This is a genomic window from Anabaena sp. FACHB-83, from assembly GCF_014697485.1.
Lineage (GTDB): Bacteria > Cyanobacteriota > Cyanobacteriia > Cyanobacteriales > Nostocaceae > Nostoc_B.
This window is the reverse complement of sequence record NZ_JACJRY010000005.1, coordinates 310341-325249: the sequence shown is the minus strand read 5'-3', so window position 1 is coordinate 325249 and position 14909 is coordinate 310341. Positions and strand designations below refer to the sequence as shown.

The following is a 14909-nucleotide window of genomic DNA, read 5'->3' as shown; positions in this document are numbered from 1 at the left end:
TCTCCTGCTTATTGACTGATTTGAGCTAACAATTTACTTAAATTTTCTTGATTGATATTTGCAGCCGCAAAATCAGAGGGGGTATAGTCTCCGGCTTCGGGAGACTGACAATGGCTGATCAAAGATTTGAGGGTTTGAATAAAATTGTGCGATAATTTTTCGACTGTCTGAGATTGATGAATATTCCGGCTGTAGTTGAAATATAGTTGTAATTTGCCTTCAGTAATTGCCGCATTAATTTGGAAGAGATAAGGGCGAATTGCTTTTGGACTGGCTGTTGAACCGAGTGCTTCTTCTGTCCATTTAAACAAGGAATCTTGCGGCAAACTTTTACTCAGTTGACCAAGGTAAAGAAACATTACCTCAGCTTGGGGAAGAGACTGGAATTTTTCAATTACTACCGGGTCAGGGCTGAGGTAGCGTAACACTCCGTAGTCAATACCATTACTCGAAGCATGACGCACTTGTTCTTTCACGGCTTTGAGTGCATCCCCAGGAGTAACTGTTTTGTCTAAATCTAACAGCACAGGGTAAGTAGTCGTAATCCACCCCACCGTTCTGGAGATATCGACATCATCAATTCCACCTGTACTCACTTCCCGTCCATTTTCATCAAGATTAATTAGGAGTAAGTTTTGCTTTGTCCATTGTTTAAAAGCTTGTACCAGTGCAGTCAGCAAAACTTCTTGTGTATTCATCCGATACACTCCCGGAACTTCCTGAAGCAGCAGTTGAGTTTCGCTTTCATTCAACGCAACTGAGATAACTTGCGCTTCGGAAGCTACAGTGTTGATGCCGTCAGGATAGTCTAAGGGTAAAGTGGCAACTTGCTGATAACGTCCGCTTAACCAGTGTTGTTGCTGTTGTTGTAACTGTTCTGATGCGGCATATTTCTGGAGACGCAACGACCACTGCTGATAAGAAGTTGTCTTTTCGGGGAGTTGAATAAGCTGTCCTTGACTCAACTGCTGATAACCAGTCTGGAGATCCTCTAATAAAATGCGCCAAGAACCAGGATCAGTCCCCAAGTGGTGAATCACAATTAATAAACGACTGTTTTGCTGCACACCCATATCAAACAAGGCAAACCGGACAATTGGCCCTGTGATTAAATTCAAACTGGCTTGAATTTGGGCGGCGGCTACTTCTAAAGCTGATTGTTGGGCGGTGGATGACAAAGCTGACAAATCAATATATGTCAACGGGACATATTCTTCAGGTGCGGCGTTGACCTGTTCCCATCCCGACTCAGAACGGGTAAACCGCAGACGCAGGGCATCGTGATGTATTAATAGTTGCTTTAAGGTTTGCTCTAAAATATCTAAATTCAGAGGTTTTACTACCTCTAACAACACCGCTTGGTTCCAGTGATGGGTTTCTGGTTGATTCAAGGCAAAGAACTGGTGTTGAGCCGGGGTGAGGGGGACTGAACCTGTAATTACACCTTGTTCAGCTTGGACAACTTGGGTTTTAGTGATTACCTGGGCTAATTTGGCGATCGTTTGATGTTCAAATAATTGCTGGGGTGTGAGTCGAAACCCGGCTTTATTGGCTCTGGCGCTGACTTGAATCCCTAATACGGAATCTCCACCCAACTCAAAAAAGCTGTCTTCTACACCTACGGAAGCAATACCCAGGAGTTCTTGCCAAATATTGGCAATGATTTGTTCTACTTCCGTTCTAGGGGCGACATAATCATTATCTAAATTTGGTCTGACATAGCCAGTGATACTGGTTTTTGGTGCAGTTTGAGCCTCTTGACTTAATTCTTCTATTGTGTTTTGTGTTTCTCCAGGGGCGCAACGCAAAACCAAATTAGCGGTTGGATGGGCATCAACCCAGTAACGCTGACGTTCAAATGGATAGGTTGGTAAAGGAATACGTTGTTGTGGCGCATCGGTATAAAAACTCGACCAATCTACAGTAACCCCAGCTTGCCACAGGCGACCCAATGTATTTAATAAATAGGCGACATCTGACTGCTGCTCGTAGGAATAACGCAAGCTGGGAAACATCAAGGATTTATCGAGACATTGGGATGCAAAACTAATTAATGCTTGACCAGGGCCGACCTCTAATAAAATCGGATGATCTTTTTGTGATAATTGTTGGACTCCATCGGCAAAGCGCACTGTTTGGCAAAGGTGCTGCACCCAATAGGTGGAGTCTGTGGCTTGTTCGGCAGTAATCCAAGTGCCGGTGACGTTAGAAATATAAGGAATTTTGGGGGATTTGAGGCTAAATTGATTAACTAAATTGTGAAAAGTTGCTGCGATCGCTTCCATCATCACAGAATGAAAAGCATGGGAAGTCTGTAACCGCTTACCTATTAAACCGCGATCGCTCAATTTTTGTTCTAATTCTGCAACGGCATCGGGGAAACCCGCAACCACACATAATGATTCGCCATTAATTGCCGACAGGGAAATCTTCTCATTCAACGATGGCTTTATCTCTGCCTCAGAAAGCGGCACAGCCAGCATTGCCCCTGCTGGCAACTCGTCAATCATCTGCGCCCTTCTAGCTACCAAGGTTAAAGCATCTGTTAAAGACAAAACCTCAGCCAAAGTGGCGGCGACATATTCACCAATGCTGTAACCAATCATCGCCGTCGGGCGAATTCCCCAAGATATCCACAACTGAGCCAACGCATATTCAATCACAAACATGGCTGGTTGCGTCAAAACAGTTTGGTTGAGCTTTTGCGTAGCAACATCAGCTGATTGCCCTCCCCGCCCCAGCATTTTCCGCAAATCTAGACCTGTTTGGGTTTGCTGCTTACCATTTTGATGATTTCGGTTGGGATATAAAACATCTCGCAAATCTAAACCCAGCACGGGCTGAAGCAGTTCACAACATTCATCCACACAGCCGCGAAATGTTGACTCAGTTTGGTAAAGTTCCAAAGCCATATCAACGTAATGAGTTCCCAGCCCAGAAAACATAAAAGCAACTGGACGTGGTTGAGTTTTGTGGGCGACTGGCGGGGAATTTTGCAGCGCCTTGAGTGCATCGGCAATATCTCGACACACCACCGCACGCCGATAGTCAAAAGTTCTGCGTCCAAAGAGCAATGTGTAAGCCACATCCGCCAGATTTAAATCAGGATGTGCTTGCAAATAATCAGTTAAATTTGTGGTTGCTTTTTCTAGTGCTGATGCTGTTTTGGTAGATAGAAGCAACAATTGATACTTTCTCCCCTGCTCCCTGTCCCCTTCCCACACAGGCGCTTCTTCCAGAATGACATGGGCATTAGTTCCCCCCAACCCAAAGGAACTGACTCCCGCACGCCGGGGAAGATGATTGGTTTGCCATTCTGTAAGTTTGGTATTGACGTAGAAAGGACTATTGGCAAAGTCAATTTCCGGGTTAGGGGCAGAATAATGCAAGCTTGGGGGTATTTGCTTGTGCTTCAGGGCGAGGACAGTTTTGATTAACCCCGTCACACCTGCGGCTGTGTCTAAATGTCCAACGTTGGTTTTGACGGAACCAATGGCACAGAAGTTTGTTTTTTGGGTGCTACTGCGGAAAGCTTGGGTGAGGGCGGCCATTTCAATGGGGTCGCCTAAAGCGGTAGCTGTACCGTGAGTTTCAATGTAGGTGATAGTTTCTGCTTCGACTTCAGCGACGATTTGGGCAGTTTTAATCACCTTAGCTTGGGTATCGATGCGGGGTGCTGTGTAGCTGACTTTGAACGCCCCATCATTATTAATTGCTGAACCTTTGATAATGGCATGAATTGTATCGCGATCGCTCAACGCATCTTCCAATCGCTTCAACACCACAATTCCCACACCCTCACCGCCTACAGATCCCTGAGCATCAGCATCAAAAGCACGGCAATGTCCATCAGGAGATAATATCCCCCCCTCTGTATATAAATATCCAGCTTTTCTGTCAGCATTGATGGCGACACCACCGGCCAAAGCCATATCACATTCACCATTGAGTAAGCTTTGACAAGCCAAGTGAACTGCTACCAATGAAGTTGAACAAGCGGTTTGAACGGCGTAACTAGGCCCTTCTAAGTTGAGTTTGTAAGAAACACGAGTAGTTAAAAAATCTTTATTCCCAGCCAACATAAGTTGCTGTGGATCAACAGCACCAATAATATTTTGATTTAAATAAATATTTAGTAAGTAGGTGTTCATTCCAGAGCCAGCATAAACACCAATCGCACCTGGATAATTTTGAGAATCATATCCGGCATTTTCTAAGGCTGACCAAGCACATTCAAGAAATACTCGGTGTTGAGGATCAGTAATTGTAGCTTCTCTAGGATTAAAGCCAAAAAACTCGGCATCAAAATATTCTGCGTCTTCTAATATTGCTTGGGCTTTAACATAATTAGGGTCATTTAATAAAGATGAATTTATTCCGGCCGCCAAGAGTTCTTCATCAGTAAAAAATGCAATTGTTTCCTTGCCTTGCTGAAGATTTTGCCAAAACTCATCAATATCTTTGGCTCCCGGAAATCGCCCCGATAAGCCAATAATCGCTATTTCTGATCCATTTAATGATGTACTAATACCCATAATTTTAAATAGTAAAAAAATTAATCACACAATAACTCTCTAAAAATCTCTTTTCCTAACTCTCTAAAACTCTCTTTCCTTCGTGTCCTTTGCGCCCTTTGCGGTTCGTTCTTTCATAATTTTGCGTAAGTAATAAATTTGTGCGACTATTTAGATATTTTGAATAGATTTAAGTTTTTGTAAACGTTTTCTTTGTTGAGCCTTGCCATCGGCAATTTTTTCAATAACAACCTCTGTAATCTCAGCAGTTATGTTTTCCGGCTCAACCTGCGTTAAATAATTAGCTAAAGAATTAATTGTGGGATATCTAAATAAATCAAGAACCGCCAATTTTTTGCTAAAGGTTTCACATAATTTGCTATGCACTTGCACCAACAGCAATGAATGACCACCAAGTTCAAAGAAATTATCATGAATACCCACATTTTCTAATTGCAAGACCGTTTGCCAAATTTGGGCAATAGTTTGTTCAACTTCAGTTTGCGGTGGTTGATAAGCATCAGCTAATTCGGGGCGGTTTGTATCAGGTGCGGGTAAAGCTCGGCGGTCAACTTTACCATTCGCAGTCAGGGGCAATGCTTCTAATAAAACAAAAGCCACGGGAATCATGTAGCTGGGTAATTTTGATTCTAAAAAACTACGTAGCTCTGAAATGCTTAATGTTTGGGCTGCTTGCGGAACTAGATAGGCAACTATTCGTTGTGCATTAACCACCACTACAGTTTCTCGTACTCCGGGATATTGAGCGATCGCCGCTTCTATTTCTCCTAGTTCAATGCGGAAACCCCGCAGTTTCACTTGATAGTCAATCCGACCAATATATTCTATTTCTCCGTTAGGAAGATAACGGGCTAAATCACCTGTTTTGTAAAGACGGCTGGCTGTGGTAGTGAAGGGATTGGGAATAAATTTCTCGGCGGTTAATTCAGGACGGTTTAAATAACCCCGACCAACACCTACACCGCCAATATAAACTTCTCCTGGTACACCCACAGTCACAGGATGAAGATATTTATCAAGGAGATAAATTTGAATATTGGCAATTGGGCGACCAATAGGTACTGTCTTTTGGTTGTTTAAATGATTTTGGCATTGCCAAAAGGTGACATCAACAGCCGCTTCTGTTGGGCCATAAAGATTATGTAATTGGGCATCAAGTCGTTGAAAAAAGCGTTGTTGCAGTTCAACTGGTAATGCTTCTCCACTGGCGATGACCCGCACCAAAGACTGACATTTTTCGACTGCTGCTGCTTCGAGAAAAACTTGCAGCATGGATGGTACAAAATGCAGGGTTGTAATTTGCTGCTGGATAATCAAGTTAACTAGATAGTTGGGATCTTTATGTCCTTCTGGTTGAGCGATGACTAACCGCGCCCCGGTAATCAACGGCCAGAAAAATTCCCAAACTGAGACATCAAAACTAAAGGGAGTTTTCTGTAAAACTCGATCGGCGGCGGTGAGTTGATAAGCATCCTGCATCCACAATAAGCGATTGCAGATACCGCGATGGGTGTTCATTGCACCCTTTGGTTTTCCGGTGGAACCAGAAGTATAGATGACGTAGGCGAGATGATCTTCTGTAATGTGAGTAACAGGATTTGTGCCGTGGCGATCGCGAATTAATTCCCAATCACTATCCAGACAAATAACTTGCGCTGACTGATTTGGTAGCGTTGCAACTAATTTCTGTTGGGTTAACAGAACCCTTGGTTGAGCATCTTCTAGCATATAAGCCAAGCGTTCTTGGGGATAGCTAGGGTCTAGGGGTATGTATGCACCACCAGCTTTGAGGATGGCTAATAACCCAATGACCATCAATAGCGATCGCTCTACATAAATCCCTACTAATACCTCTGGTTTTACGCCAAAAGTTTGTAAGTAATCTGCTAATTGATTAGCTTTGGTGTTGAGTTCGCGGTAAGTTAGTTGCTCATCTTCAAATACTACTGCTACTGCATCTGGTGTTTTCTCGACTTGTGCTTGAAATAACTCATGAAGACATTGCTGTTGGGGATACTGAACTTGAGTATTATTCCACTCCACTAGCAACTGATGTCGTTCCAATTCTGTTAACAGCGACAACTCACCCAGACTTTGCTGTGGATTGTTGACCATACCTGCTAGTAAAGTCTGCAAATGTCCTAACATCCGGTGAATCGTGTCACCATCAAAGCGATCGCCGCTAGTAATTTTCAGCCACAACTCGTCACCTGGAATCACGGTCAGGGCAATGGGATAATTAGTCTTTTCAAAGCTATGAACATCTTGGATATCTAAATTTATGTCCCTTTGCCGTACAGACGCATCCATAGCATAGTTCTCAAAAATGACTATACTCTCGAATAAAGATAAACCTTTAGGAACTTCACTCCATCCTTGGACTTTGACTAACGGACAATACTCGTATTGACTTGCCTCAATTAGTTGGTCTTGGCTTTTTAACAGCCAAGGTACAAGCAATGCTTCGGGAGATATTTGGACTCGAATTGGTACTGTATTGATAAATAGCCCTACCATAGACTCGGCTTGCGCTAAAGTCGGAGGACGACCAGAAGTTACTGCCCCAAACACTACGTCTTCTTGACCGCTATAACGGCTCAATAGCAAAGCCCAGGCTCCTTGTACTATAGTATTCAGCGTTAGCTGATATTGCTTTGCTAGAGATTTTAATGCGGCGGTTGCAGCTACAGACAGCTTTAATTCTGCCTCGTGATAACTATCTGTTGGAGTCAGTAAGCCATTTCCTGGACTCACTGATAGCTGTGTGGGAGTGGTAAAACCTTGCAGCGTCTGTCGCCAAAAAGTTTCAGCCTCAGATAAATTTTGTTGCTGTAGCCAGACAATATAATCTCGATAAGGGCGAATATTTTCCAAGTACACCTGTCGCTCGTGGCTAAAAGCCTTGTAACAAGACAGGACTTCTTGAAAAACTGTCGCTAAAGACCAGCCATCTAACAACAGATGGTGATGACTCCAGGTAAAGTTATAGGCAGTCGGCGACAGTTGAATTAGTGTGAAGCGCATCAATGGTGCTTGCTTGAGATTAAAACCACAAGAGCGATCGCTTTGGAAAAACAATTCTAATTCTTGTTGTTGTGCTTCCGAAGAGAGATGCTGCCAATCATACTCTTGCCACGGTAGATTTACTTGTCGATGTACAATTTGTACTGGTTCTTTTAAGCCTTCCCAAACAAAGCAGGTTCTCAAAATTGCATGTCGTTCTACAACATATTGCCATGCACGATGGAACAAGGTAACATTCAGTTTTCCTTGGAGATTCCAGCTAAATTGTTCAAAATAGACCCCAGACTGAGGAGTAGCAAGACTGTGGAATAGAATACCTTGCTGCATGGGCGAGAGGGGATAAAAATCTTCAATGTTTTTATTTTTCACACCCATATCAAATATCTCCTATAGCTGCTGTAATGGCATCAAGATCACTTTGATCCCATTGGCTTTGTTGAAACTCAGCGAAATCAGCAGGGGTAAAACCACCTGCATCAACAGACTCGCAGTGAGCAATGAGCGATCGCACTACCTCAATCAAGTTTTCTGCTAGTTTCTCAATTGTGGTTTGTCGATGCAGCTTGCTACTGTAAGACCAACTCATTTCCAGATGTCCCTGATAAATCCCAGCATTAATTTCTAGTAAGTGAGTTCGTTGATTTCGCCCACTGTGAGTAGCACCAACCGATTCTGGCGCAAAACTAAATAAAGATGATTCGGCTAAAATGCGATCAAACTGTCCTAAATAGTTAAAAATAACTTCAGCCTTGGAGGAGGAAAATTGTGTGGCTAGTTCTTGATTTTGACTCAGATAACGCAGTAATCCATAGCCAATACCTCGATTCGGAATTGCTCTTAGCTGCTCTTTAATTGACTGCAAAGCTTTGGCTAAATCTTTGCTATTTTCCAAATTTAAATGTACAGGAAAAATCGTTGTGAACCAACCTACCGTTCTCGATAAATCCACATCCTCAAAAATTTCTTCTCGTCCATGTCCTTCCAAGTCAATTAATAAAGAATTTTCTCCCGTCCACTGATTAAAAGTTAGTATAAGTGCTGTTAACAATACATCATTAATTTGTGTGCGGTAAGCTGCTGGTACTTGGTGCAGCAAACTTTGGGTTTCGGCTGCGGACAGCGATACTGATACAGTCGATGTGGTTGCTTCTAGATTATCTCCATCGCCAAAATCTCTTGGTATAGGCGTAAGCGATTGATGTTGGGTTGTTAACCAGAAGTCTATTTCTTCTAGTAAAGCTGAGGATTGTGCATATTTTTGGAGATAGCTAGACCATTGTTGATAAGAAGTTGTTTTGGGTGGCAGATTGATTACTTTGCCTTGACTTATTTGCTGGTAAACTGTTTGCAAATCTTCAATTAAAATTCGCCAAGACACACCATCAACAGCTAAGTGGTGAATAATCCACAGCAACCGTTGAGGTTGATTATCTCCCAAGTTAAACAAAGCAACTCGGAATAATGGCCCCTGTGAGAGATTTAGACTAGCTTGCAGTTGATTGGTGGCTGCTGCTATTGCTGGCGATCGCTGATTTTCGGGTAGTGCTGCAAAATCAAAGTATGTCAACGGTATCGCAGGATCTGGACTAACAATCAGTGCTTGAGTACTAAACTCCTGCTGTCTAAAACGTAAACGTAAAACATCATGATGTTTGTCTAAAAACTGGATGGTTTTCTCTAAGATTACAGGGTCAATTTTTTGTTTGCTTTCTAAGCATACGGCTTGATTCCAGTGGTGTGGCTCTGGTTGCTTTTGGTCAAAAAACCAATGCTGAATGGGTATCAATTCTAGCGTTCCTGTTAACACTCCTTGTTCAGCTAGAATTTTCTCTTTTGTACCCATTACTGTTACTAATTGGGCAATATTTTGGTACTGAAACATCTGTTTAGGAGTTAATTGCAGACCCAAACGGTTGGCTTTAGATACTACTTGCAGACTCAGAATCGAATCTCCACCTAGTTCAAAAAAGTTATCGTTAATGCCTATATTTTCTAAACCTAATACTTCTGACCAAAGGACAGCTAATTGCTTTTCAATGCTTGTTTGTGGTGCAACAAAAGTTTCTGCGAGTTCTGGACGCACTATATCAATTGCCGGAAGTGCCTTGCGGTCAATCTTACCATTGGGTGTTAATGGTAGTGCCTCTAAGATCACAAAACCTGCTGGCAGCATATAATTGGGAAGCTGAGATTCTAAAAAGCTGCGTAGCTCAGAAATTGCCAGTGTTTGCTGTGTTTGCGGCACTAAATAGGCAATTATTTTTGATTCTTGACTAAATACAACTACAGTTTCACGCACCGTCGGGTATTGGCTGATGATGGCTTCAATTTCGCCCAATTCAATGCGGAAACCACGAATCTTGACTTGGTTGTCAATGCGCCCAATGTATTCAATTTCTCCATTCGGCAAATAGCGGGCTAAATCCCCAGTTTTATATAATCGTTCTCCTGGGACATGAGTGTAGGGATGAGGAATAAATTTCTCCGCCGTGAGTTCTAATTTATTGAGATAACCACGGGCTAAACCAGCCCCACCCAGGTACAACATTCCTGGTACACCTATAGGTACTGGTTGTAAATTTTCATCTAACAGATAAGTTTGGGTGTTGTGAATTGGTTTACCAATTGGTGGTGTACTGTTCGCACCCTTCTGTATCAAGGCAAACGTAGAATAAGTGGTATCTTCCGAAGGGCCATACAAGTTAAATACCTGTTGTATGTGAGCTTGCTGATAAAGTTTCTGCACGAGTTGATTTTGCAGTGGTTCTCCCGCAATATTCACAGTTTGCACAGAAGCGGGAATATTATCTGTTTGGAGTAACTGTGCAATCACACTGGGGACAGTATTAATTAAAGTGACACCACAGGTTGCAGGGAGATTGCTGATATATAGTGCATTCTCGATTAAAATCACCTTGCCACCACAAGACAAAGGTACAAACATCTCAAATACCGACAAGTCAAAACAAATAGAGGTGGATGCTAAAACTCCCGCCCTTGCTTCTCGGCTAAAGGTTTTGTCTGACCAATCTAACATGGCCACGGTGCTGGCGTGTTGAATCATCACACCTTTGGGTTTGCCTGTGGAACCAGAGGTATAAATCACGTAGGCGAGGTTCTCGGTTGTGACTTCCGTGACTAGATTTTCCTGGTTGTGTTGGCTGATGTGATGCCAATCAGTATCTAAACAGATTACCTTGGCTTGGTATGGGGGCATTGCTGCCAAGAGTGATGCTTGAGTGAGTAAGACTGGTGCTTGTGTGTCTTCTAGGATATAGGCGATGCGTTCAGATGGATAGTTGGGGTCGAGGGGGATATATGCGCCACCCGCTTTCAGGATGGCGAGTAACCCAATGATCATATCCAAAGAACGCTCTACACAAATCCCCACCAATACCTCTGGTTTTACTCCCAGCGATCGCAGATAATGGGCTAATTGGTTGGCTTTGGTGTTTAATTGTTGGTAAGTTAATTGCTGATTTGCAAATTCTACGGCTACTGCATTTGGTGTTTTTGCTACCTGTTGTTCAAATAATTCATGGATACATTTATCCAAATCGTAATCAGTCGCTGTCTGATTCCATTTAACTAAAAGAGTCTGAAGTTCAATTTCTGTTAATAATGACAACTCTGATAAACGCTTCTCTGGAAAAGTAATAATATCCTGGAGCAAATTAGTAAAATGCCCTACCATTCTTTCAATAGTCGCAGCATCAAATAAATCTGTGTTGTACTCCCACCACCCCCAAATTTCTGGCTGGGAATCTACCACATACAGCGATAAATCAAATTTTGCTGTGCCATTATGGTTCTGAAGCCATTGGAGAGTCAGACCAGGTAATACTAAATCTTTTTTAGTATCTTCTTGAAAAGCAAAAGTTACTTGAAAAAGAGGGGTATGACTAAGATTTCGCTCAGGTTGTAGCTCTCCTACTAATTGCTCAAAAGGTAAATCTGCATGAGCATAAGCTCCTACACACACATCGCGCACTCTCTTGAGCAACTCCCTAAAGCTGGGGTTTCCAGAAATATCAGTACGCAGTACCAAGGTGTTGACAAAAAAACCGATTAATCCTTCAATATCAGCATGGTTGCGATTAGCAATTGGAGAACCAAGGCAAATGTCTTCTTGACTTGTATAACGGTATAATTGTGCTTGAAAAGCTGCTAACAAGGTCATAAATAATGTGACTCCTTGTTGCTTGCTTAAAGACCGCAAACCTTGGCTTAACTCTGATGATAGTTGAAAGTTTCTGGTTGTGCCGTTGAAACTTTGTACTGGAGGTCGCGGATGATCTATGGGCAAAGATAAAGTAGTGGAAGCATTTGCCAGTTGTTGCTGCCAATATGAAAGTTGGTTGGCTGTTCGTTCCGCTTGTAACTGTTGAAGCTGCCAGATAGAATAATCTGCATATTGAATTGGCAGTTCTGAAAGTGGGCAAGGTTGTTCTGCTGAAAAAGCTTTGTAAATGACTGCTAATTCCTGGTTTAGTACTTGTATTGACAACCCATCACAAATAATGTGATGAATGACCAATAAAAGCAAATATTCCTGTTCCCGCGTCTGCAATAACATAACGCGCAGTAAGGGACAAACTGCTAGGTTAAAAGGTGCTTGAGCAATTTCATGAGTTAGGCGCTCAACTTCTGCATTCTGTAATGCTGGCGGTAAGTGGCTCAAGTTTACCACTGGTAACTTGATAGTCACAGAGGAATGAATTACTTGAACTGGTTGCTCGTCTATGGTTGTAAAAGAAGTACGCAGAGATTCATGACGGTTAATAATTTCATTAAAACTTTTTTCTAAAATGGCAAGATTGAGATTACCTGTTAATTTTATAGATACAAATTCGTTATAAACATAACTTTGGGGTTCCAATTGTTGCAGAACCCACAATCGCTGTTGGGGTGCGGACAAAGGAATTGAACTTCGCTCAGTACGACGAGGAATAGTTATTTTTTGATTAATAGTATGACGCTCACCCCGTAAGCGTTTTTCTAAAATGGCTTGTTTCGCGGGTGAGAGATGAGAACGACGTTGAATAATTTCATGATTTTTACTGTCCATATTATTTAGTAATAAATTAGTCAATTACTTGAAAATTTACGTACGCAGGCACAGGTTGGATGCGAGTTAAGTCGTTTTCTAAAATTAATGAATTGCCACTTTGATCAATTTCTTTAAAACCTGCAAATTTATAAGATATATACATCATGCGATTCCGGTCATTTGGGACAAACTCTGCTAAAAGACGGACATGATTAGTTTGAGCCAGACTCATAATATGATTCATCATGATTGTTCCCACTCCCCGCGACATCACCCGACAAGACATTAACAAAAGCTTGATTGTCCATATCTGTGTTTGGCATTCAATAAGAGCCAAGCCTATTTTTCCATAGCTACCATATTTATCTTCCAGACTAGCAATGAGCAATTTATGATTTTTGCTGGTGCGAAAATGATTCAGTTCATCGTAGGAATAGGTATAACCAGTTGTATTCAATTGGTTAGTTCTGAGCGTTAATTCTTCTGCACGCTGTAAATCTGCTTCTTGAGCAGTAGAAATGGTAAAATTCATCTGGAGAGTAGCTAAAAACTCATCTGCTGTCCCGACAAATTCTTGCTCTGCATTGTGTCGTTCAATATCGCTCAAATACATCAATCTTCTAAGGCGTGAATCTTCGGTAATAAACCGGGGATTCATCACAGGCATATCTAAAATACTGCTGATTTCCTCTGCATTGATACAGAGAACTTCAGGTAAGGAAAACTTGACTTCTTCTAACTCAAATAACTGGTCATCAATAAAGGCGATCGCATCTAGCCCAATATTGAGTAAACTAGCAATTTGTTTAACTGAATCAGCCTTAGAATTCCAATTAATTTGGGGATATAAAAAGTATTTTTGTAACCCAAATTCTGTTAATTTTTTGATTGCTGTATGATATTCATTCTTACTAGCTATAGATTGTAATATACCACGTTTATCTAAAGTTTCCATCAAACTTGCAATATTTTCACGCAGAGAAACTTGATTATCTTCTAGCAAAATTCCATGCCATAGGGTATTATCTAAATCCCAAACGACACATTTAATTACTTTTTTATCTTTTTGTTTACTATTTAAATTTAGCTCTTGAATACTAACCATAGATTAATTTCTCTCTGCTAATTGCTTATCTAAACCAGTAGCTACGTTTGCAAATAAATAATCTTGATAACCAGACTCAGCAATTGTAATTTCTTGAATTTGAGTACTACCTTCAATAATTTCCATAATTTTCGAGTCGCGTAAATACCTCTCCACAGGGTACTCATTACTACAACCATTCCCGCCATGAAGCTGCACAGCATCATTAGCTATTTTGGTAGCAACTGTAGATGCAAAATACTTGGCAATAGAAGTCTCAATAATAGAGTTGGGGTCGTTAATATCTTTGAGATAACCAGCTTGATAACATAACAACCTCGCTGCTTTGGTGTTAGCTATCATCTGCGTAATTTTTTGCCGAATTAATTGATGTTCTTTGAGATACACACCAAACTGTTTACGTTCATTTGTATATTTGATGCAAGCTTCTAAACAAGCTTGAGCAATACCAACACATCCTGCTGCCACACTATATCTACCATAATCAAGAGCAGAAGCAGCAATATAAGCAAACCCAAAACCTAATCTACCAACTAAGTTTTCTCGCGGAATTTGACAGTTATGAAAATATAATTCTGCTGACATTGAAGCCCTCACACCTAAAATGCCAGACATGGGCTTCACTGTAAAACCTGGGCTATTTTTTTCTACTAAAAAAGCCGTCGGTTTACCTTCACATTGAGCAAAAACTAAATAGATATCTGCTATTTGTCCGTAGGTAATCCATTTTTTCTGCCCATTTAAAACATAAGCATCACCAACTAATGCTGCTGTGGTTTCTACACTTTTCGCATCGCTACCAACATTCGGTTCGCTTAATGCAAAAGCCGCGATAATTTCTCCAGATGCCAGTTTTGGCAGCCAATATTCTTTTTGAGATTTATTACCCCATTTACACACAGCATGAGCAACCATGTTATGAACTGTCAACAAACTTCTAATAGAAGAACATCCCCGCCCAATTTCTTCATTGAGAATGCCATAGGTAATCATATCCATTGCCTGACCACCATATTCTTGGGGTAAGATAGCACCAAGAAAACCGCGTTGAGCAATTTTTTTAATTAATTCTGGTGGCGTAAATTCTTGTCTATCCCATTTACCAGCATCAGGACAAATTTCTTGGTTAACAAAAGCTCTAAATTCAGCTTGAGCGTTTTTTTGTTGAGTAGATAGTTCTAGTTTCATCATAAAT

At 41.4% G+C, this 14909-nt stretch carries 5 protein-coding genes; all 5 read right to left on the bottom strand.

Annotated features, from left to right (window positions below; genetic code table 11):
* Positions 1–8 precede the first annotated feature (8 nt).
* The 5 genes from H6G79_RS09220 to H6G79_RS09200 all read right to left on the bottom strand — a co-directional run bounded on the left by H6G79_RS09220 (position 9) and on the right by H6G79_RS09200 (position 14905).
* The gene (locus H6G79_RS09220) at positions 9–4535 is read right to left on the bottom strand and encodes a type I polyketide synthase (protein WP_190588352.1); all 4527 of its coding nucleotides are present in this window, start codon (positions 4533–4535) and stop codon (positions 9–11) included.
* Positions 4536–4685: 150 nt separating this feature from the next.
* Positions 4686–7934, bottom strand: coding sequence for a non-ribosomal peptide synthetase (locus H6G79_RS09215; protein ID WP_199333915.1), 3249 nt, complete (start codon positions 7932–7934; stop codon positions 4686–4688).
* 1 nt (position 7935) lies between these two features.
* On the bottom strand, positions 7936–12627 hold the full coding sequence (locus H6G79_RS09210) for a non-ribosomal peptide synthetase (RefSeq protein WP_190588353.1): 4692 nt from the start codon (positions 12625–12627) through the stop codon (positions 7936–7938).
* A gap of 16 nt (positions 12628–12643) precedes the next feature.
* Complete coding sequence (locus H6G79_RS09205) at positions 12644–13714, bottom strand: HAD family hydrolase (protein WP_190588354.1); 1071 nt, start codon at positions 13712–13714, stop codon at positions 12644–12646.
* Between the two features lie 3 nt (positions 13715–13717).
* Positions 13718–14905 carry an acyl-CoA dehydrogenase family protein gene (locus H6G79_RS09200; RefSeq protein ID WP_242048252.1) on the bottom strand — a complete coding sequence of 396 codons (1188 nt, stop codon included), beginning with the start codon at positions 14903–14905 and terminating at the stop codon, positions 13718–13720.
* Positions 14906–14909 lie beyond the last annotated feature (4 nt).